The sequence below is a fragment of the Klebsiella sp. V115_8 genome (assembly GCF_029967715.1).
In the GTDB taxonomy this organism is placed as follows: Bacteria; Pseudomonadota; Gammaproteobacteria; order Enterobacterales; family Enterobacteriaceae; genus Klebsiella; species Klebsiella quasipneumoniae.
This window is the reverse complement of the sequence record NZ_JASCAR010000025.1, coordinates 44,734-64,724: the sequence shown is the minus strand read 5'-3', so window position 1 is coordinate 64,724 and position 19,991 is coordinate 44,734. Positions and strand designations below refer to the sequence as shown.

Sequence of the window (19,991 nt, the reverse complement as noted above, 5' to 3'; positions counted from 1 at the left end):
ATACCCGAAGATGGGCGATGGGGGTATTAAGGCACAGGAACGAGGTGGGGTCAATTGATGCAGATGTAAAAGTGCGGCAGTGAAAACATTAATTAATGTTATATAAGATAATCGGCGTATTTACATGCTCACTTTATTAGCCAGGGAATGGTGAAAAAATAAGTTTTATTAATGTTGGTGTCAGCATTTGTTGATTTATATCAACAGCCTCATTCTCTTGGCCACTAAAATCAGCGGACGTTACCGTATCGTTATTACTTATGCGGTCAGCATGGGGTGGTTGGATGCCTGCCTGAATATGCCTCGCAGGAGCAGAGGCTCTCTGTAGAGCACCTATGAATTTATTAAAATACTATCAACAATATCGCGACAAATGGTGGGCCTTACCGCTTCTCCTGCCTGTGCTGTTATTACCCCTTGCCAGAGGGATGAATACATATACCGTGCTGAATGGTCACATGGTTTATCTTTATTATCTTCCCCTGGCGCTGGTGCTCAGCCTGATGATGTTTTTCGGCTGGGCGGCGATCCCCGGTATTATCGTTGGCCTGCTGCTTACGCTGGCCCGGGGTATGACGCCGGAACAGGCCTTTGGCGTACTGTTCCATTTTCTGATCCCCTGCGTACTCTGCTGGGGCGGATACCGCATCTTTGTTCCTCAACGTCAGCAGGTATCCCACGGTAACGTCAGACTGATGCCGCATCGTTTGTTCTGGCAAATGCTGCTCCCTTCGGTCATTTTTCTGATTCTGTCGCAGATCGCCGAGTTTCTGGGGCTGCATCCGCGCACAACGGAGATGACCGGCGTCTCGCCGTTTAGTTTACGGTCGTTAATCACCTTTCAGGCGCTGATGGTAGGGTGCCTGACCGGCGTGCCCTTATGTTATTTACTGCTGCGGGTAATTCGTAATCCTTTTTATTTACGCGGATTTATTTCTCAGGTTCGCTTACAAATTGATCCAAAAATAAAAAAAATTGAAATCATCAGCTGGGTGGCGATATTAATCCTGCTGCTGGGGCTATTATTGATGCCGCTTAATGATAGCAGCACTATATTCAGTACAAATTATACATTATCCTTACTGATGCCGGTGATGCTGTGGGGGGCGATGCGTTTTGGCTATCGCTTTATCTCGCTGATCTGGACGCCGGTACTGATCGCCGTGATCCATTTTCATTACCGTTATTTACCCATTTATCCAAGTTATAACACTCAGCTGGCGATCACCTCGTCAAGCTATCTGGTGTTCTCGTTTATTGTCGCCTATACGGCGATGCTGGCGACACAGCAGCGGCTGATCTACGCCCGCGTCCGACAGATGGCCTTCCTCGACCCGGTGGTACATATGCCGAATCTGCGGGCGCTGAGCCGGGCGCTGAACGGCGCGAGCTGGTCGACGCTCTGTTTTTTGCGTATTCCTGAGCTTGAGCTGCTGGGCCGCCACTATGGGGTGCTGTTGCGCATTCAATATAAGCAAATGCTGGCGAATCACCTGCGTGCGCTGCTGCAGCCGAACGAAGCGGTATATCATCTTGCCGGTCACGATTTAGTGTTTCGTCTCAACAGCGAAGGGCACCAGGCGCGCATTCACTTAATTGAGCGCTCCCTGCGACAGTTCCGTTTTCACTGGGACGGGGTTCCCCTGCAGCCGAGGATCGGCATGAGCTATTGTAACGTCCGCTCGCCGGTGAAGCATCTGTATTTGCTGCTTGGCGAGCTGAACACGATTGCCGACATGTCGCTGGCCAGCGGCCATCCGGAGAATTTGCAGCGCCGCGGCGCCGGGCATGTCCAGCAGGATCTGAAAGACAAAGTGGTGATGATGAACCGCATCCTCAAGGCGCTGGAGCAAGACCATTTTGTCCTGATGGCGCAGCCTATCCAGGGCATTCGCGGCGACAACTACCATGAAGTGTTGTTGAGGATGAAAGGGGAGTCGGGGGAGCTGACGGGGCCAAACGAGTTCCTGCCGGTGGCGCACGAGTTTGGGCTGTCCACGCGCGTGGATCAGTGGGTCATTGAGCACACCCTGGCCTTTATGGATGCCAACCGGCGGGCGCTGCCCGGTCTGCGGCTGGCGATCAACCTCTCTCCGGTCTCGCTGAGCCGCAGTCAGTTTCCCGAGGAGGTCGAAAACCTGCTGCAGGCCTATAACATTGAGCCATGGCAGATTATCTTCGAGCTGACCGAAAACTATGCGCTCAGCAACCCCGAGCTGGTTTGCCAGACTTTAGAGCGTCTGCGGGCGCTGGGCTGCCGGGTAGCGATCGATGATTTTGGTACCGGCTACGCCAGCTATGCGCGGTTAAAAACGATGAACGTCGATATTCTTAAAATCGACGGCAGCTTTATTCGCAATCTGCTCGCCAGCAGTCTTGATTACCAGGTGGTGGACTCTATCTGTCGTCTGGCGCGGATGAAGAACATGCAGGTGGTGGCCGAATATGTCGAGTCGCCGGAGATACGCCAGGCGGTTATCGCGCTGGGGATAGATTATATGCAGGGCTATGATATTGGCGTTCCGGTACCTCTGGCGCAGCTGGCGGAGGGGATGAGCGCCTGAAGCGGTAAAAAGCCGGGCGCGATGGCCCGGCTCGTATGCTATCCACAGAGGCGATCAGGCGTCTGGCTCTTCTTCCGCAATCTTCAGCAGCCACTCCGGCACACCTTCCCAGTACTGCTGCTCTTTTTCCAGATCCAGCAGCACCAGCGCATTCTGGCTAAACCAGTTGTGCGGGAAGGTCAGCGTCCAGTGGTGAGCTTCCGTCTGCAGCCGTAGCGTCGGCGGCGTGGTGGTGGCCTGACGCTGGTTATTCAGCAGCACGCCGAGGCGCAGCAGCTGGATCAGCGGCAGAAACTGCTTTTTCCTGAACAGCGTAAAGCGCGGCAGGTCGTCGAGTTTTATCGCTTTGCGATGATAGCGCACCAGCGTGGCCATCAGCATCTGCTGCTCCTGGTTGAAGCCCGGCAGGTCGCTGTTCTGCAGAATGTAGGCCGAGTGGCGGTGCATGCCGCTGTGGTTAATATTCAGGCCCACCTCATGGAGCATCACCGCCCACTTCAACAGCGCCGCGAGGTGTGGATTGGCCAGCTTCGGATTCTGCTCCTGCCACTGCTCCAGCATAAGGGTGGTGGTTTCCAGCACCCGGCGCGCCTGTTCGCGATCGATGTTGTACTGATTCGCCAGACTCTGCGCCGTGCGGCTACGAATATCCTGGTGGCGGAAACGGCCTTCCATTTCGTACAGCACGCCTTCACGCAGCGCGCCATCAGACAGACGAAGCTCTTTAATGGCTAACGCGTCAAACACGCCGCACAGGATCGCCAGCCCCGGGGCAAAGACCGCTTTACGGTCTTCCGAGAGGCCGGGCAGGCTGAGCGCGTCGAAGTTTTTATGCTTCAGCAGCTCACTGACCAGCATTTCGAGGCGTTCCGGCGTAATAAACCCGTCCTTCTCGCCCATAGCCACCAGCACTTCCTGGGCGGCTTTAATGGTGCCGGAGGCGCCCAGCGCCACGGTCCAGCCCTGAATACGGAACTGCCAGGCCAGGGTTTCCAGCTTTTGCACCGCCGCCAGGCGAGCGCGCTGGAAATTTTCCTTATTGATCGTCCCGCCCGGGAAGTAGGCTTGGGAGAAACTCACGCACCCCATGCGGCGGCTTTCCACCAGGCGGGGCTCAAAATCTTCACCGATGACCAGCTCGGTCGAACCGCCGCCGATATCAATCACCAGCTTACGGCCGCGCTCCGGCTGCGTGTGCTCCACGCCCATAAATATCAGGCGCGCTTCTTCATTACCGGAGATGATCTCGATCGGGTAGGGGATCACTTTTTCCGCGCGTTTAAGAAACTCCGCCGCATTGGTCGCCTGACGCAGCGTATGCGTCCCGACGATGCAGACGCTGGAGGGAGAAAATCCCTGCAGGCGTTCGGCAAACAGCGACAGGCAGTTCAGCCCGCGGGTCATGGCTTCTTCGCTCAACACCGAGTTTTCATCGAGGCCATCGGCCAGATGTACGCGCTGTTTCAGGCGTCCGATGATCTGCATGGCGCCGTCAACGACACGGGCGATCACCATATGAAAACTGTTCGAACCAAGGTCAACCGCAGCGAACTCCTGCGGTCGAGGGGTTTTTTCGTTTATTGGCATAGGTTAGTCGGGTTGTTCGAGTGATTTGAGATAATCGTAAATCGCCATCTGAGCGCGCACTTTACGGCGATTGCCGCGCGGCACATAGCGATTACTCAGTTCTTTATCAAGATAGCGCGCTTTTACCGTATCGTTGAACAGGATATCAAAAATATCCAGCACCCGCTGTTTCAGGCGCGGGTCGAGCAGCGGGGCGGCAACTTCGATACGATAATCGATATTACGCGTCATCCAGTCGGCAGAGGAGAGCCAGACCTGCTTATCGCCACCGTTTTCAAAACAGTAGACCCGGTCGTGCTCGAGGAAACGGTCCACAATGCTGATGACGCGAATATTTTCGCTGATGCCTTCCAGACCGGGGATCAGCGAGCACATGCCGCGGATCAACAGGTTGACCGGCACACCGGAGCTGGAGGCGGCATACAGTCTGTCCACCAGCCCTTTGTCCACCAGGTTGTTCAGCTTCAGGGTAATACCGGACGGTTGCCCGTTCTGCGCATTAGCGATCTCGCGGTCGATCATCTCATACAGCAGACGACGCGAGTTCTGCGGCGACACCAGCAGGTAATCGAAGCTGACCGGGCGGTAGGGGTTTTCAATAAAGTTAAACACCCGGCGGACTTCATTGGTAATGCGTGCATCGGCGGTTAACAGCGAATAGTCGGTATAGATCCGCGCGGTCTTCTCGTTGAAGTTACCGGTGCCGATGTGGGCGTAGCGCACCACCTCATCGCCTTCTTTACGCGAGATAAGGAACAGCTTAGCGTGGATCTTCAGGCCCGGCGCGGAGAAGATCACGTGAACGCCCGCTTCCGTCAGGCGTTTCGCCCAGTGAATGTTGGCCTCTTCGTCAAAACGCGCCTGCAGCTCCACCACCACGGTGACTTTTTTACCGTTGTGGGCGGCGTGGATCATCGCGTCGATGATGCGCGAATCCTTGGCCACGCGGTAGATGTTGATTTTGATCGCCAGTACGCTGGGGTCGAACGAGGCCTGGCGAAGCAGCTCCAGCACATGCTCAAAAGTATGATAGGGGTAGTAGAGCAGCACATCGCGTTCGCGAATGGCGTCGAAGCCGTTGCGGAATTTATCAAACCACAGATGACGCAGGCGCGGCATGGGTTTATTGACCAGATTGGCCTTACCCACGTTCGGGAAGCCGATAAAGTCTTTAAAGTTGTGATAGCGGCCGCCCGGCAGCATTGAGTCATAGTTGGAGATGGAGAGCTTATCGCGCAGCATTTCGACCATCGCGTCCGGCATATCGCGCTGGTAGACGAAGCGAACCGGCTCGGCGGTCAGGCGCTGTTTCAGGCTGGAGGACATCAGCTCCATCAGGCTCGACTCCATCTCATGCACCAGATCGTACTCGGCGTCACGGGTCATTTTCATCGAGTAGGCGTTCAGCGCATCGTAATCAAAGAAGCCTTTAAAGATGTCGTCCAGGCAATATCGCAGAATGTTATCCAGCAGGATCATTGGCTTACGGCGACGAGGCGCTTCCGGCGGCAGGTTTACGAAGCGCGGGACCTTATCCGACGGAATTTCCAGCAGGGCATAGTTGATGTTTTCCCCGCGGATAATCTCCACCGCCAGATAGGTGTAATCATCTTTCAGAAACTGCACGAGGTCCGTTTCGCGGTTAATCAGGATCGGCGAGATATGCTGGCGCAAATACTGTTTAAAGTAGTTGCGCAGCCAGGCCTGCTGATTGACGGACAGCTGACGCTCATTGATCAGGAAGATCTGGTTGCGCGCCATCTCCAGCAGCAGTTCGTTATACAGACTATCGAATTCCTGATCGGCCTTCAGCACGCGGGCCTGGATTTTACCTAACAGGTGGCGAGAATGGGCGGTACTGCCTTGTTCTTCACTGATAATAATCCGGCGCTTAAGCTCAGCGAAGCGCACTTTGTAAAACTCATCAAGGTTGTTGGAGTAGATCCCTAAGAAGCGCATGCGCTCAATCAGTGGGTTACTCTTGTCCGCCGCTTCCTGCAGCACGCGCTCGTTAAAAGACAACCAGCTGAGTTCTTTTTCGATGTATAGCTTTTCCTGGCCCATTACCGCTCACACTCCGTTTTACTCACAGGACGTAGACTATTATGACGAATTTTTCTGCATAGCGATTTACTGTGTCACAACTATATGACAGTAAGAAGAATTATTTCTGTGAGATGTTTGATTAATAAACAATTTTAATTAAAAAAAGCCCCGCGATGGCGAAAGGCGGGGCTGTTGTTCATTCTTCAGCGGCATAGCCCTGGGGGGGAAGCTGTCGTTCATCCAGCCAGGCGTGGTTGCCCTCCATGCGCAGACGTCCCTCGACGAACCAGCTTATCACCAGCGGATAAATGGCATGTTCCTGGGTCTGAACCCGCGCCGTGACCTCTTCCTCGCTGTCGCCAGCAAAGACCGGCACTTTGGCCTGCAGGATAACCGGACCGCCGTCCAGCTCGTCGGTGACGAAGTGCACCGAGGTCCCATGCTCCTCGTCACCGTTTTCCAGCACCTGGCGATGGGTATGCAGGCCAGGATACTTCGGCAGTAACGAAGGGTGGATGTTCAGCAGACGTCCCTGATAGTGGCTGACGAAGGCGGGGCTCAGGATACGCATATAGCCCGCCAGCACCACCAGATCCGGGGCGTAGGCGTCAATTTCATGCATCAGCTGACGATCGAACGCTTCCCGGTCGGCAAACTGACTTTGCGCCAGCGCGTGGGCCGGGATCCCGGCCGCGTGCGCGCGCTCAAGGCCGAACGCATCGGCCTTGTTACTGAATACCGCACGCAGGGTGCCGTTTATCTGTTTCCGGCCGCAGGCGTCGATGATCGCCTGCAAATTACTGCCGCTACCGGAAATCAGCACCACAATGTTTTTCATGCAATGACCACACGCTGTTCGGAATCGGAGGCTTTGATATACCCGATTTTCCACGCGTTTTCACCTTTCTCGTTCAGCAGGGCAATGGCCTTGTCTGCTTCTGCAGCCGGCAGGGCGATAACCATCCCCACGCCGCAGTTAAAGGTACGGTACATCTCATGCTGGCTGACGTTACCGGCGGTTTGCAGCCAGTTGAAGACGGACGGCCACTGCCAGGAAGACTCATCAATCACCGCCTGGGTGTTGTCCGGCAGCACGCGCGGAATATTTTCCCAGAAGCCGCCGCCGGTCAGATGGGCGATGGCGTGGACGTCAACGCTGGCAATCAGGTCGAGAACCGATTTCACATAGATGCGGGTCGGCGCCAGCAGATGGTCGGCCAGCGGTTTGCCGTCAAGGTCGGTGGTCTGCGGGTCAACGCCGCTAACTTCAATAATCTTACGCACCAGCGAATAGCCGTTAGAGTGCGGGCCGCTGGAGGCCAGCGCCACCAGCACGTCGCCGTCAGCGACTTTGCTGCCGTCGATGATTTCTGATTTTTCCACCACCCCGACGCAAAAACCCGCTACGTCGTAATCTTCGCCGTGGTACATCCCCGGCATCTCTGCGGTCTCACCGCCCACCAGCGCGCAACCGGACTGCAGGCAGCCTTCGGCGATGCCGTTGATGACGCTGGCTGCGGTATCGACGTCCAGTTTACCGGTGGCGTAATAATCAAGGAAAAACAGCGGCTCAGCGCCCTGAACCACCAGGTCGTTCACGCACATGGCGACCAGGTCGATGCCGATGGTGTCGTGACGCTTCAGATCCATTGCCAGACGCAGCTTGGTACCGACGCCGTCGGTGCCGGAGACCAGTACCGGCTCGCGGTATTTCTGCGGCAGTGCGCACAGCGCGCCGAATCCGCCCAGTCCACCCATCACTTCCGGGCGACGGGTTTTCTTCACCACGCCCTTAATACGGTCGACGAGAGCGTTGCCTGCATCAATATCCACGCCGGCATCTTTATAGCTGAGAGAGGTTTTGTCGGTCACTGCGAAGTCTCCACGCGTTTGCGGTAAGCAAGAAAAATCGGCGCAATTCTAACAGGGAAAGCAAACGTTTGCGAGCCTGCTTTACAGTCGGCGTAAAACCGTTGGCGGATGGTCAAATTTGATACTGCTCACGAAAATGAAACCGGGTACAGCCTTGTGCTTGCTTCAGTGCCAGGGAATCCTCATCATATGACTGAAACCGGTTTCTGTGGTTGGCCGCCGTGTGGATCACCGGTGCATTATGCTCGACAGGGGAGGGATGAATGAAGATTGCGGCATTTGATATCGGCGGCACCGCGCTAAAGATGGGCGTCATGACCCGCGACGGCAGGCTGCTGGAAACCGCGAAGCAGTCAATCAATGACAGCGATGGCGATCATATCTTACAGACCATCCTGTCGTGGCTGGCGGCCCACCCGTCGTGCGAAGGTATAGCCATCAGCGCGCCGGGCTATGTCGATCCGCACAGCGGCTTTATCACCATGGGCGGCGCTATCCGTCGATTTGACAACTTCGCCATGAAATCGTGGCTCGAGACGCGAACCGGGCTGCCGGTCTCGGTGGAAAACGACGCCAACTGTGTGCTGCTGGCTGAGCGCTGGCAGGGCAAAGCGGCGGAAATGGCCAATTTTCTGGTGCTCACTATCGGCACTGGCATCGGTGGAGCGATTTTTTGCCAACATCAGTTGATCCACGGGGCGCGTTTTCGCGCCGGTGAGTTCGGCTATATGCTTACCGATCGTCCTGGCGGACGCGATCCCCGTCGCTACTCGATGAATGAAAACTGCACCCTGCGGGTGCTTCGCCATCGCTATGCGGAACATATTGGCGCGCCGCTGGATAGCGTCACTGGCGAAATGATTTTTGACCGCTACGACGCCGGCGACCCGGTTTGCCAGCGTCTGGTCGCCGAGTTCTTCAATGGCCTGGGCCATGGCCTTTATAACCTCGTCAATATCTTCGATCCGCAGACTATTTTTATCGGCGGCGGCATTGTGGAACGCCCTGGATTTCTGACGCTGCTGCGCCAGCATCTGGCCTGGTTCGGCATTGCCGACTATCTCGATACCGTCAGTCACGGCAATGATGCCGGCCTGATTGGCGCGGTTTACCATTTCAATCAGCACTATCGTTCGCCTGGCGACGATCGACCTTAGGGAGAGATTATGTCCGGATTTAAAGAAGGTTTTCTGTGGGGCGGCGCGGTGGCGGCGCATCAGTTAGAGGGCGGCTGGCAGGAGGGGGGCAAGGGGGTCAGCGTGGCGGATGTCATGACCGCCGGCGCCCACGGGGTGCCGCGGGAAATCACCGATGGCGTGGTAGCGGGGAAAAACTACCCGAACCATGAGGCGATCGATTTTTATCATCGCTACCCGCAGGACCTGGCGCTGTTTGCCGAAATGGGCTTTAAATGTTTCCGCACCTCGATTGCCTGGACGCGTATTTTCCCGCAGGGCGATGAACAGGAGCCGAACGAGGCTGGCCTGCAGTTTTATGACGATCTGTTCGACGAATGTCTGAAACACGGTATTGAACCGGTCATTACGCTGTCGCATTTTGAAATGCCCTATCACCTGGTCACCGAGTACGGCGGCTGGCGTAACCGCAAGCTGATCGACTTTTTCGTGCGCTTCGCCAGGGTCGTCTTCACCCGCTACCAGCATAAAGTGAAGTACTGGATGACCTTCAACGAGATCAACAACCAGGCCAACTACCATGAGGACTTTGCCCCCTTCACCAACTCCGGTCTGAAGTATGTGCCGGGTGAAGATCGGGAACCGGTGATGTACCAGGCCGCACATTATGAGCTGGTGGCCAGCGCCCTGGCGGTGAAAGCGGCGCGCGAGATCAACCCTGCTCTGCAGATAGGCTGCATGATCGCCATGTGTCCCATCTATCCGCTGACCTGCGCGCCGGACGATATGATGATGGCGATGAACGCCATGCACCGCCGGTACTGGTTCACCGACGTCCACGTGCGCGGCCGCTATCCGCAGCATCTGCTCAACTATTTTGCCCGCCGCGGCTTTAGCCTGGACATGACCGAAGCCGATCGTCAGGCGTTAACCGAAGGCTGTGTCGACTACATCGGCTTTAGCTACTATATGTCCTTCGCCACCAAAGCCACCGAAGACAACCCTTTGCTCGATTATGATGAAACCACCAGCCTGGTCTCCAACCCGTACGTGAAAAAGTCGGACTGGGGCTGGCAGATAGATCCGGTCGGCCTGCGCTATTCGCTGAACTGGTTCTGGGATCACTATCAGCTACCGCTGTTTATTGTCGAAAACGGTTTTGGCGCGATCGATGTTCGTGAAGCGGACGGCAGCGTGGATGACCAGTACCGTATCGATTATCTCTCCGCCCATATCGCGGAGATGAAAAAGGCGGTGGTCGAAGATGGTGTTGACCTGATGGGCTATACCCCGTGGGGCTGTATCGATCTGGTTTCCGCCGGCACGGGGGAGATGAAAAAACGCTACGGCTTTATCTACGTGGATAAAGATAATGAAGGCAACGGCACGCTGGACCGCAGTAAGAAGAAGTCGTTCGACTGGTATAAGAAGGTGATTGCCAGCAACGGGGAGCAGCTATAATTTCCCGATGGCGCTGCGCTTATCGAGCCTGCGTGGTTTCCAGTCCGGGTAAGCGTTAGCGCCGCCCGGCAGAACCCCGCGCTAAAACCGGAGCCTCGTCTCCGGTTTTTTTGTCTCTAAATCACTTTGCTTGATATACGTCAAGCAAGATGGGTATGGCCTAATCCGAAAAAAGCGGTATAATCCCGCGATTTTTTTTGTGGCTGCCCCTCAGAGGAGAAAGAGAATGAAGATTGTGGAAGTCAAACACCCACTCGTCAAACACAAGCTGGGCCTGATGCGCGAGCACGACATCAGCACCAAACGCTTCCGTGAACTCGCCTCAGAAGTGGGCAGCTTACTGACTTATGAAGCCACCGCCGATCTGGCAACCGAGAAAGTGACCATCGAAGGCTGGAACGGCCCGGTGGAAGTTGAGCAGATCAAGGGCAAGAAAATTACCGTCGTGCCTATCCTGCGCGCAGGCCTCGGCATGATGGAAGGGGTGCTTGAGCACGTGCCAAGCGCGCGTATCAGCGTGGTGGGTATTTATCGCAATGAAGAAACCCTCGAGCCGGTACCTTACTTCCAGAAGCTGGTGTCCAACATCGATGAGCGTATGGCGCTGGTGGTTGACCCGATGCTGGCCACCGGTGGGTCGATGATCGCCACTATCGATCTGCTGAAAAACGCCGGCTGCACCAGCATCAAGGTGCTGGTGCTGGTGGCGGCGCCGGAAGGGATTGCCGCGCTGGAGAAAGCGCACCCGGACGTTGAGCTGTATACCGCCTCTGTCGATAAGGGACTGAACGAGCATGGGTACATCATTCCCGGTCTCGGCGATGCCGGCGACAAGATCTTTGGTACGAAATAATCGAATAACGATAAATAAGCCGACTTTGAGAGTCGGCTTTTTTTTGAATAAAACACACATAACTAACCATCTCAGAGGAAAACACTATGACGCGCCGTGCTATCGGGGTGAGTGAAAGACCGCCGCTTTTACAGACTATCCCGCTTAGTTTGCAGCACCTGTTTGCCATGTTCGGCGCAACGGTGCTGGTGCCAATCCTGTTCCACATCAACCCGGCCACCGTGCTGCTGTTCAACGGTATTGGTACGCTGCTGTACCTCTTTATCTGTAAAGGCAAAATCCCGGCGTATCTGGGATCGAGTTTCGCCTTTATCTCTCCGGTGCTGCTCCTGCTGCCGCTGGGCTATGAAGTGGCGCTGGGCGGTTTCATTATGTGCGGCGTGCTATTCTGCCTCGTCTCCTTTATTGTCAAAAAAGCCGGTACCGGCTGGCTGGATGTGATGTTCCCCCCGGCGGCGATGGGGGCCATCGTGGCGGTTATCGGTCTGGAGCTGGCAGGCGTGGCGGCCAATATGGCCGGGCTGCTGCCAGCCGACGGCCAGTCACCGGACAGCAAAACCATTATTATCTCAATGGTAACCCTGGCGGTGACGGTGTTTGGTTCGGTCCTGTTCCGCGGCTTCCTGGCGATTATCCCGATCCTGATTGGCGTTCTGGTGGGCTATGCGCTGTCGTTTCTGATGGGCGTGGTTGATACCGCCCCGATCGCCGAAGCGCACTGGTTCGCGCTGCCAACCTTCTACACGCCGCGTTTTGAATGGTTCGCCATCTTCACCATTCTGCCCGCTGCGCTGGTGGTGATTGCCGAGCACGTCGGTCACCTGGTGGTGACGGCCAATATCGTCAAACGCGATCTGATCCGCGACCCGGGCCTGCATCGTTCGATGTTTGCCAATGGCCTGTCGACGATCATTTCCGGCTTTTTCGGCTCGACGCCTAACACCACCTACGGGGAAAATATCGGCGTGATGGCGATTACCCGCGTCTACAGCACCTGGGTTATCGGCGGCGCGGCGATCATTGCGATTCTGCTCTCCTGCGTCGGCAAACTGGCGGCGGCGATCCAGATCATCCCGGTGCCGGTGATGGGCGGCGTGTCGCTGCTGCTGTACGGGGTGATCGGCGCCTCGGGGATCCGCGTACTGATTGAATCGAAGGTGGATTACAGCAAAGCGCAGAATCTGATCCTCACCTCCGTGATCCTGATCATCGGCGTCAGCGGTGCCAAAGTGCACATCGGCGCCGCTGAGCTGAAAGGGATGGCGCTGGCCACCATCGTCGGTATCGCGCTCAGCCTGATTTTCAAGCTTATCAGCGTCCTGCGTCCGGAAGAGGTGGTTCTCGACGCCGTGGATAGCGAAGAGGTTAAATAACGATCGCCTGACCGGGCGGCGATCCCGCCCGGTTCTCTCCTGACCTAAATCTGTGATAAACTCTTCGCGTTTTTCTGTAAGCCTATGTTGAGGTCCATCTGAACGCACCGGCACAGCTCTCTTTGCCACTGTATCTTCCTGACGACGAAACCTTCGCGAGTTTCTGGCCGGGTGATAATCCTTCCCTACTTGCTGCCCTCCAGAACGTACTGCGCCAGGAACACAGCGGGTATATTTATATCTGGTCACGTGAAGGGGCGGGTCGCAGCCACCTGTTACACGCCGCCTGCGCCGAGCTTTCCCAGCGCGGGGATGCCGTGGGCTACGTGCCGCTGGATAAACGCACCTGGTTTGTGCCGGAGGTGCTGGAGGGGATGGAACAGCTGGCCCTGGTCTGCATCGATAACATCGAGTGCGTCGCCGGGGATGAGCCCTGGGAAATGGCCATCTTTAATCTCTACAACCGGATCCTGGAATCAGGTAAAACCCGGTTGCTGATCACCGGCGACCGGCCGCCGCGGCAACTGAATCTTGGTCTGCCGGATCTTGCCTCGCGGCTTGACTGGGGTCAGATCTATAAGCTGCAGCCGCTGTCGGATGAAGACAAGCTGCAGGCCCTGCAGCTGCGCGCCAGACTGCGCGGCTTCGAGATGCCGGAGGACGTGTGCCGCTTCCTGCTGAAGCGGCTGGATCGCGAGATGCGCTCGCTATTTATGACCCTCGATCAGCTGGATCATGCCTCGATTACCGCTCAGCGCAAGCTGACGATCCCCTTCGTGAAAGAGATCCTTAAACTCTAGTCCGCCTGCGGAGTCAGTTCCTCCTCCGTCAGCCCGGTCAACCGGGCGACCAGGTCGCGCGCCAGGCCACTGTGTAGCATAGCGGCGGCGATACGCTGCGCCTCTTCTTTCCGGCCTTCCTGACGGCCCTGCGCCAGGCCCCGCTCCAGACCCTGCTGTTCCAGATATTCCGCAATTGTCATCAACGTCTCCTTGTGCTGCGGCGTACGTAACGCCAGTTCGCGAATGAACTTGATCGGCTCTCGCGCGTTGCCTGCCTGCACCAGATAGTGCATCAGGGCTTGTACCTGCGATTCCGTCGCCAGACCAGTCAATAATAATTCGCTCAGTTTGTCGAGGAGCTGCGCCAGATCGCGTTGTCGAATATGTTTTTGCAGTAACTCCAGCGTCGCCATGCGCTGGTGGGTGGCAATGTCGTCATCCGGAATGACGGTAATGTCCGCCAGCGGAAACGCCTCGTGATAAAGGTGGCCGGCCAGCTCCGGAGCGACGAATTCATCGAGCCAGCGCAGTGAGAACGGGTAGGGGCTTACCAGACCGTGGTAGAAGAGAACAGGGATCACCAGCGGCAGCCGATCGTGGCCGGCATCAAGGTGGCGCTGCATGGCGGCGATGGCGTAGCGCATCAGACGAAAGGCCATATGCCGGTCGGGCGTGCTCTGGTGTTCGATAAGCGCATAAATATAGCCGTCTCCCGCCGTGGTTTTCAGGGAATACAGAATGTCGGCGTAAAAGGGACGCAGATCGTCTTCGACAAAATGCCCGGACTCGAGATGCAGCGTACGCAGATCGCACATTTTAAGCAGCGTCTCGGGCAGGTACAGCCGCAGAAAATCGCGGGCGGTATCAGGGTGGGAGAGATAGGTCTTAAATACGGCATCGTGAGGCGTTGAGGTTGGTTTTTTCATGTTCATCCGTCCAGTGGATTGAGCGTTAGATGAACAGTAGCACTGCAAGACGGGCGGGAGGGATTGGCGTGGAAGATCTGGAATCAGCTACGTAAAAAAAGCGCCGCGTAGCGCGGCGCGGGTAGCTTAGCTCACGATCTCAAGGACCTGCTCCGGTGGTCGGCCAATACGCGCCTGGCCGCGGCTGACGACAATTGGGCGTTCGATGAGCTTAGGGTTGTCGACCATCGCCTGTATCAGCGCGGCGTCGCTGAGCGCCGGGTCGGCAAGATTGAGCGATTTATACAGATCCTCTTTCTGGCGCATGAGCTCGCGGGGGCTCTCCATACCCAGCAGCTGCAGCAGTTGACGCAGCGTCCCGGCATCCGGTGGCGTCTCAAGATAAAGCACCACCTCAGGATCGATGCCGTGGCTCTTCAACAGGCTCAGCGTTTCGCGGCTCTTCGAGCAGCGTGGGTTATGGTAAATTTTTACCGCGTCGGTCATGGGGTCTCCTTACATTTTTTGGTAGGGGCGGAAGCGGGCCTGTAGCTCACGTAGCTGGTCGATGCGGGCATCGTAGCGGGCCTGCTGCAGACTACCGAGTTTCACTTGCGAGCTGGCGCTGCTGAGCAGGGAAATCGCCTGTTCCAGCTGGCCGACCAGCGCCATGCTTTCTGCCCGCGCCGCCAGCTCCTGGTCGCGATTGCCCAGGGCGCCTTCCGCCTGCGCCAGCAGGTCCCAGCCGTTGCCATCCTCTTTATAGGTAAAAGTATAACGATTCAGGATGGTCGCCGCTTCCCCGGGCTGTCCGCCCTGCAGGAGGGCGTTGGCCAGGTTCAACTGCAGCACCGGATTGGTGCGCAGTTCACGAGCGTTTTTAAGACGGTTGATGGCGTCGCCGGTTTTCTTCTGCCCGAGGTCGATATCGGTGGCCAGATCGAGATACCAGGGATTTTGCGGATCGGCGCTGAGCAGCGGCTGCAGCGTTTTGCGCGCTTGGTCAAAGTTGTTGCTTTCCATCGCCAGCAGGGCGCGGCCATACTGCGCGGCATGCTGCTGGCGGATATTGCCTTTATCCCAGGCGTTGAGCAGATCGGTGCCTAGCTTATTGTCGCCGTTGGTGTACATTCCGAGGGTACGCGCCTTCGCCAGATAGAAGTCCGCTGAGGACTGTACGACAACCGGGCGCATCTGGTTGGCGCGGTTACGGGCATCGGCAAGCCGGCTTTCCGGCAGGGGGTGGGTGAGCAGCATTTCCGGCGGCCGCGTTGAGTAGCGCGACTCATCAAGCAGTTTACCCATAAACATCGGCATGGCCTGCGGGTCGAATCCTGAGCGTTGCAGAACCTGGATACCGATCCGGTCGGCCTCTTCTTCGTTCTGACGGGTGAAGCTGATCATGCCCTGTTGGGTGCCGGCCAGCGTCCCGGTCAGCGCCGCCATCCCGGCCTGCGGGCTGGCCATCGCCAGCAGAATTGAACCCAGCGCGCCGACCCAGGTCAGCGGCGCATTGCGTTTCTGATCTTCCATTGCGCGGGCGAGATGCCGCTGCGTAACGTGGGAAATTTCGTGCGCCATGACAGAGGCCAGTTCGCTCTCGTTATCGGAGTAGCGGAACAGGGCGGAGTGGAGGACCACATTGCCGCCGAAGAAGGCGAAGGCGTTAATTTGGTCGTTATTAATCAAATAGAAGTGGAACGGGGTGCGCACCGAATTCGCATGCGAGACCAGACGCATGCCCAGCCCGTTGATATATTGCACCAGCAGAGGGTCGTTGATCAGCGGCGCGCTGCCGCGCAGCTGGCGGACGTAGTAATCCCCCATCTGCATTTCCTGACCAATCGATAACGTGCTTCCTGCGGAGGTCCCCATGTCCGGCAGGGTATCTGCGGAGTCAGCAAAAGCAGGGCCTAACGAACCCAGCGTCAGCGACGCGATCACGGTCGCCACCAGCGTTTTCTTCAACTGCCTGAACATAACCTCTGTCCTGTAATGTGGGTGTGCCAGTTTGACCGATTGTGCGACGCAATGTTCCCTGGCCGCATCCCAGCGAGTTTAGCTGGCGTTAGACGCATTGAAAATAGGTTCTTCACGGTGGAGACGGGTTTGTCTGCTGCGCATCAAAAAGCGAAGTCTTTTTTGTGACATTTCGATACAATTCCCCCGTTTGTCGCCGCGTTGCGCTTCAGGGAAGGTTTTATGCTCGAGATGTTAATGCAGTGGTACCGCCGTCGATTCAGCGACCCTGAGGCGATAGCGCTGCTGGTTATTTTGCTTGCCGGTTTCGGCATCATGTTCTTTTTCAGCGGCCTGCTGGCTCCGTTACTGGTGGCTATCGTGCTGGCCTATCTGCTGGAGTGGCCGACCGTTCGCCTGGAGCGCATCGGCCTGTCGCGCACCTGGGCGACCTCGCTGGTGCTAATCCTCTTTGTGGGTATTCTGCTCTTGCTGGCCTTTGTGGTGCTGCCGGTGGCCTGGCAGCAGGGGATCTACCTTATCCGCGATATGCCGGGCATGCTTAACAAGCTCTCTGATTTCGCCGCCACGCTGCCGCGGCGCTATCCGGCGTTGATGGATGCCGGCATCATCGATGCGATGGCGGAAAATATGCGCACCCGGATGCTGACGGTGGGCGACTCGGTGGTCAAGTATTCTCTCGCCTCGCTGGTGGGGCTGCTCACGCTGGCGGTCTATCTGGTGCTGGTGCCTCTGATGGTCTTCTTCCTGCTGAAGGATAAAGAGCAGATGCTCAACGCGGTACGCCGCGTGCTGCCGCGAAACCGCGGTCTGGCCGGGCAGGTATGGAAGGAGATGAACCAGCAAATCACCAACTACATTCGCGGTAAGGTGCTGGAGATGATTGTCGTCAGCGTCGCCACCTGGATAGGCTTTATCCTTTTCGGCCTCAACTACTCGCTGCTGTTGGCGGTGCTGGTGGGCTTCTCGGTGCTGATCCCCTATATCGGCGCGTTTGTGGTGACCATTCCGGTGGTAGGGGTGGCGCTGTTTCAGTTTGGCGCAGGCACCGAGTTCTGGAGTCTGTTCGCGGTCTATCTGATTATTCAGGGACTGGACGGTAACTTGCTGGTACCGGTGCTGTTCTCGGAAGCGGTGAATCTGCACCCGCTGGTGATTATCCTGTCGGTGGTGATCTTTGGCGGTTTGTGGGGATTCTGGGGCGTCTTCTTCGCCATTCCGCTGGCCACGTTAATTAAAGCGGTGGTGCATGCCTGGCCGGATGGCCTGGTCGTCGACGACGACTAAGGCATTGAGGATAAAAAAAGACGCCGGGCGAGGTTTTCTCCCCCGGCGTCTTGCTTTGCATCAGGCGTTTTCTTTCAGCCAGTTCAACACCACGTCGTGGTGATTGCTGGTTTTGAAGTCATCAAAGACGTGTTCGATTTTGCCATCGGCATCAACGAGGAAGCTGATACGGTGGATCCCGTCGTAGGTTTTCCCCATAAAGGATTTTTCGCCCCAGACGCCAAACTGCTCGCAAACCTGATGGTTTTCATCAGACAGCAGCGTAAAGTTCAGCAGCTCTTTTTCGGCGAAACGGGAGAGCTTTTCCGGTTTATCGGTGCTGATGCCCAGCACTTCCACACCGGCTTTTTTCAGGTCGTCCATATTATCGCGCAAGCCGCACGCCTGGACGGTGCAGCCCGGGGTCATGGCTTTCGGGTAAAAATAAACCAGGACACGCTGTCCCTGGAAGTCGGTTAAATTTACTTCCTCGCCGTCCTGGTCCGGTAAGCTAAATTTCGGTGCAAGATCACCGGCTTTCAGTGGGGTCATGGGTTAAACTCCATCCTGTTCATCATGCTGTGAATAATTAACGATGTTAATACTGCCTTGTGCGTTGAGTTCTGTACATAGGGCTTTGAACGCTTGTTCGATATTTGCTGCATTTTGCGTCGCAGGGCTGTGAGCCGTTATCTGGATAAAAAGCTGCGCGGAATCGCCGTCTCCCGGCTGCGTGCGGGACACCAGTTCCGCGATATTCATATTCCATGTATCGCACAGGGCAGTGAAGCGCTCGATGATATGCGGTGAGTCCGGCACCTCAACCTGGACCCAGACGGTGTTTGGCATGGCCTGCGGCGGGCGCGCGGTGGTGCGTTTCATCACGATCAACAGCTCCAGCTCCGCGCCTTTCAGCGGCAGGGTTGATTCGATCAGGTTAATCGCATTCCACGAACCGGAAAGCAGCATGATAAACGTAAACTCATCACCGAGCATGGCCAGCCGGCTGTCTTCGATATTACAACCGCAGCTGCTGACGTGGCGAGTGATCGTATTCACGATGCCGGGACGGTCAGCCCCCAGGGCGGTAATAACCAGATAGTGTTGTAATGAGGCTGTCAAACCTGTTCTTCCTTTAAAAAGGTGAGGTAACATTAGGAAAGCATAAAAAAAACCGCCATACAACATCCCTGATGGCGTCGGGTCTCTTGCTTTTATTGCAGCTCCAAACGTAACATTGAGAATCTTGTCGCACTTCTGCTCTGAGGATGGCCCATGTTCACGGGAAGTATTGTAGCGCTTGTCACGCCGATGGATGAAAACGGTAATGTCTGCCGGACAAGCCTGAAAAAACTGATTGATTACCATGTCGCCAACGGAACCTCGGCGATCGTTTCGGTAGGGACTACCGGTGAATCCGCAACGCTGAGCCATGAAGAGCATGGCGACGTGGTGATGATGACGCTGGAACTGGCTGACGGGCGTATCCCGGTTATCGCGGGAACGGGAGCCAATGCAACCGCAGAGGCGATTAGCCTGACCAAACGTTTTAACGACAGCGGCGTAGTCGGCTGCCTGACGGTCACTCCTTATTATAACCGTCCGACCCAGGAAGGCCTGTTCCAGCACTTTAAAGCTATCGCCGAACATACTGACCTGCCGCAAATTCTGTATAATGTGCCGTCCCGTACCGGTTGCGATATGCTGCCGGAAACCGTTGGCCGTCTGGCGCAAATTAAAAATATTGTCGGTATTAAGGAAGCAACAGGGAACTTAAGTCGTGTTCACCAGATCAAAGAGCTGGTTTCAGACGACTTTATTCTGCTGAGCGGTGACGATGCGACCGGTATGGACTTTATGCAGCTCGGCGGCGTGGGCGTGATTTCCGTTACCGCCAACGTGGCGGCGCGCGAAATGGCCGACATGTGCCGTCTGGCGCTGGCGGGTCAATTTGCCGAAGCCCGGGCGATTAACCAGCGTCTGATGCCATTGCATACAAAATTATTTGTCGAACCCAATCCTATCCCGGTGAAATGGGGATGCAAGGCGTTGGGTCTTGTGGCGACCGATACGCTGCGCTTGCCGATGACGCCTATCACCGACCAGGGTCGTGAAGCCGTTACCGCCGCGCTGAAGCATGCCGGTTTGCTGTAAAGTTTAGGGAGA

At 56.4% G+C, this 19,991-nt stretch carries 18 protein-coding genes; 9 read left to right on the top strand and 9 right to left on the bottom strand.

Annotation, left to right across the window (positions count from 1 at the left end):
- Window positions 1-335 precede the first annotated feature (335 nt).
- The gene (locus tag QLG03_RS09890) at window positions 336-2,564 is read left to right on the top strand and encodes an EAL domain-containing protein (protein WP_032453707.1); all 2,229 of its coding nucleotides are present in this window, start codon (window positions 336-338) and stop codon (window positions 2,562-2,564) included.
- A 54-nt stretch (window positions 2,565-2,618) separates the two neighbouring features.
- Here QLG03_RS09890 and ppx read toward each other — a convergent pair whose 3' ends face one another.
- The 4 genes from ppx to purM all read right to left on the bottom strand — a co-directional run bounded on the left by ppx (window position 2,619) and on the right by purM (window position 8,069).
- A complete protein-coding gene (gene ppx, locus QLG03_RS09885; protein ID WP_004201914.1) occupies window positions 2,619-4,151 on the bottom strand; it encodes an exopolyphosphatase in 1,533 nt (510 codons plus the stop codon).
- Window positions 4,152-4,154: 3 nt separating this feature from the next.
- The gene (gene ppk1 / locus QLG03_RS09880) at window positions 4,155-6,215 is read right to left on the bottom strand and encodes a polyphosphate kinase 1 (RefSeq protein WP_002913838.1); all 2,061 of its coding nucleotides are present in this window, start codon (window positions 6,213-6,215) and stop codon (window positions 4,155-4,157) included.
- A 178-nt stretch (window positions 6,216-6,393) separates the two neighbouring features.
- On the bottom strand, window positions 6,394-7,035 hold the full coding sequence (gene purN, locus QLG03_RS09875; protein WP_255988943.1) for a phosphoribosylglycinamide formyltransferase: 642 nt from the start codon (window positions 7,033-7,035) through the stop codon (window positions 6,394-6,396).
- A complete protein-coding gene (gene purM, locus QLG03_RS09870; protein ID WP_004201922.1) occupies window positions 7,032-8,069 on the bottom strand; it encodes a phosphoribosylformylglycinamidine cyclo-ligase in 1,038 nt (345 codons plus the stop codon). The genes purN and purM overlap by 4 nt, the downstream gene beginning before the upstream one ends.
- A gap of 263 nt (window positions 8,070-8,332) precedes the next feature.
- Here purM and bglK point away from each other — a divergent pair, with 263 nt between their 5' ends.
- From bglK to QLG03_RS09845, 5 genes are all read left to right on the top strand, one after another.
- Window positions 8,333-9,226: a beta-glucoside kinase BglK gene (bglK, locus tag QLG03_RS09865; RefSeq protein WP_023290623.1), complete on the top strand. Its 894-nt coding sequence runs from the start codon at window positions 8,333-8,335 to the stop codon at window positions 9,224-9,226.
- A gap of 9 nt (window positions 9,227-9,235) precedes the next feature.
- Window positions 9,236-10,666, top strand: a complete 1,431-nt coding sequence (locus tag QLG03_RS09860; RefSeq protein ID WP_023290622.1) for a 6-phospho-beta-glucosidase — start codon at window positions 9,236-9,238, stop codon at window positions 10,664-10,666.
- Between the two features lie 226 nt (window positions 10,667-10,892).
- On the top strand, window positions 10,893-11,519 hold the full coding sequence (gene upp, locus QLG03_RS09855; RefSeq protein WP_004201927.1) for a uracil phosphoribosyltransferase: 627 nt from the start codon (window positions 10,893-10,895) through the stop codon (window positions 11,517-11,519).
- Window positions 11,520-11,605: 86 nt separating this feature from the next.
- Window positions 11,606-12,892, top strand: coding sequence for a uracil permease (gene uraA, locus QLG03_RS09850; protein WP_255988946.1), 1,287 nt, complete (start codon window positions 11,606-11,608; stop codon window positions 12,890-12,892).
- Window positions 12,893-12,990: 98 nt separating this feature from the next.
- Window positions 12,991-13,692: a DnaA inactivator Hda gene (locus QLG03_RS09845; RefSeq protein ID WP_020947395.1), complete on the top strand. Its 702-nt coding sequence runs from the start codon at window positions 12,991-12,993 to the stop codon at window positions 13,690-13,692.
- Here the strand turns inward: QLG03_RS09845 and QLG03_RS09840 are convergent.
- From QLG03_RS09840 to bepA, 3 genes are all read right to left on the bottom strand, one after another.
- Window positions 13,689-14,600, bottom strand: coding sequence for an Rpn family recombination-promoting nuclease/putative transposase (locus QLG03_RS09840; RefSeq protein WP_255988948.1), 912 nt, complete (start codon window positions 14,598-14,600; stop codon window positions 13,689-13,691). The genes QLG03_RS09845 and QLG03_RS09840 overlap by 4 nt on opposite strands.
- Before the next feature lie 126 nt (window positions 14,601-14,726).
- Window positions 14,727-15,086 (bottom strand): arsenate reductase (glutaredoxin), encoded by a 360-nt coding sequence (gene arsC, locus QLG03_RS09835; protein ID WP_048297992.1) that lies wholly within the window; start codon window positions 15,084-15,086, stop codon window positions 14,727-14,729.
- A gap of 9 nt (window positions 15,087-15,095) precedes the next feature.
- Window positions 15,096-16,559, bottom strand: coding sequence for a beta-barrel assembly-enhancing protease (gene bepA, locus QLG03_RS09830; RefSeq protein ID WP_004201932.1), 1,464 nt, complete (start codon window positions 16,557-16,559; stop codon window positions 15,096-15,098).
- 51 nt (window positions 16,560-16,610) lie between these two features.
- On the opposite strand from bepA, the gene QLG03_RS09825 reads away from it, so the two are divergent.
- Entirely contained in the window at window positions 16,611-16,727 is a 117-nt protein-coding gene (locus QLG03_RS09825) for a hypothetical protein (protein ID WP_048298700.1), read from the top strand.
- A gap of 54 nt (window positions 16,728-16,781) precedes the next feature.
- Window positions 16,782-17,846, top strand: a complete 1,065-nt coding sequence (locus tag QLG03_RS09820; RefSeq protein WP_004201933.1) for an AI-2E family transporter — start codon at window positions 16,782-16,784, stop codon at window positions 17,844-17,846.
- A 60-nt stretch (window positions 17,847-17,906) separates the two neighbouring features.
- On the opposite strand, the gene bcp is transcribed toward QLG03_RS09820, so the two are convergent.
- Both bcp and QLG03_RS09810 read right to left on the bottom strand, forming a co-directional pair.
- Window positions 17,907-18,377, bottom strand: a complete 471-nt coding sequence (bcp, locus tag QLG03_RS09815) for a thioredoxin-dependent thiol peroxidase (protein WP_004201935.1) — start codon at window positions 18,375-18,377, stop codon at window positions 17,907-17,909.
- Window positions 18,378-18,380: 3 nt separating this feature from the next.
- Window positions 18,381-18,947 (bottom strand): glycine cleavage system transcriptional repressor, encoded by a 567-nt coding sequence (locus QLG03_RS09810; RefSeq protein WP_002913804.1) that lies wholly within the window; start codon window positions 18,945-18,947, stop codon window positions 18,381-18,383.
- A gap of 153 nt (window positions 18,948-19,100) precedes the next feature.
- Here QLG03_RS09810 and dapA point away from each other — a divergent pair, with 153 nt between their 5' ends.
- The gene (dapA, locus tag QLG03_RS09805) at window positions 19,101-19,979 is read left to right on the top strand and encodes a 4-hydroxy-tetrahydrodipicolinate synthase (RefSeq protein WP_023290616.1); all 879 of its coding nucleotides are present in this window, start codon (window positions 19,101-19,103) and stop codon (window positions 19,977-19,979) included.
- The last annotated feature ends 12 nt before the right edge of the window (window positions 19,980-19,991 follow it).

Bases quoted from the DNA above. Each gene is read 5' to 3' on its own strand.
- QLG03_RS09890 (WP_032453707.1), top strand. From the start codon at position 336: ATGAATTTATTAAAATACTATCAACAATATCGCGACAAATGGTGGGCC.
- uraA (WP_255988946.1), top strand. From the start codon at position 11,606: ATGACGCGCCGTGCTATCGGGGTGAGTGAAAGACCGCCGCTTTTACAG.
- QLG03_RS09825 (WP_048298700.1), top strand. From the start codon at position 16,611: ATGTTCCCTGGCCGCATCCCAGCGAGTTTAGCTGGCGTTAGACGCATT.
- upp (WP_004201927.1), top strand. From the start codon at position 10,893: ATGAAGATTGTGGAAGTCAAACACCCACTCGTCAAACACAAGCTGGGC.
- bglK (WP_023290623.1), top strand. From the start codon at position 8,333: ATGAAGATTGCGGCATTTGATATCGGCGGCACCGCGCTAAAGATGGGC.
- QLG03_RS09860 (WP_023290622.1), top strand. From the start codon at position 9,236: ATGTCCGGATTTAAAGAAGGTTTTCTGTGGGGCGGCGCGGTGGCGGCG.
- QLG03_RS09820 (WP_004201933.1), top strand. From the start codon at position 16,782: ATGCTCGAGATGTTAATGCAGTGGTACCGCCGTCGATTCAGCGACCCT.
- ppk1 (WP_002913838.1), bottom strand. From the start codon at position 6,215: ATGGGCCAGGAAAAGCTATACATCGAAAAAGAACTCAGCTGGTTGTCT.
- arsC (WP_048297992.1), bottom strand. From the start codon at position 15,086: ATGACCGACGCGGTAAAAATTTACCATAACCCACGCTGCTCGAAGAGC.
- bepA (WP_004201932.1), bottom strand. From the start codon at position 16,559: ATGTTCAGGCAGTTGAAGAAAACGCTGGTGGCGACCGTGATCGCGTCG.
- ppx (WP_004201914.1), bottom strand. From the start codon at position 4,151: ATGCCAATAAACGAAAAAACCCCTCGACCGCAGGAGTTCGCTGCGGTT.
- purN (WP_255988943.1), bottom strand. From the start codon at position 7,035: ATGAAAAACATTGTGGTGCTGATTTCCGGTAGCGGCAGTAATTTGCAG.
- bcp (WP_004201935.1), bottom strand. From the start codon at position 18,377: ATGACCCCACTGAAAGCCGGTGATCTTGCACCGAAATTTAGCTTACCG.
- dapA (WP_023290616.1), top strand. From the start codon at position 19,101: ATGTTCACGGGAAGTATTGTAGCGCTTGTCACGCCGATGGATGAAAAC.
- QLG03_RS09840 (WP_255988948.1), bottom strand. From the start codon at position 14,600: ATGAAAAAACCAACCTCAACGCCTCACGATGCCGTATTTAAGACCTAT.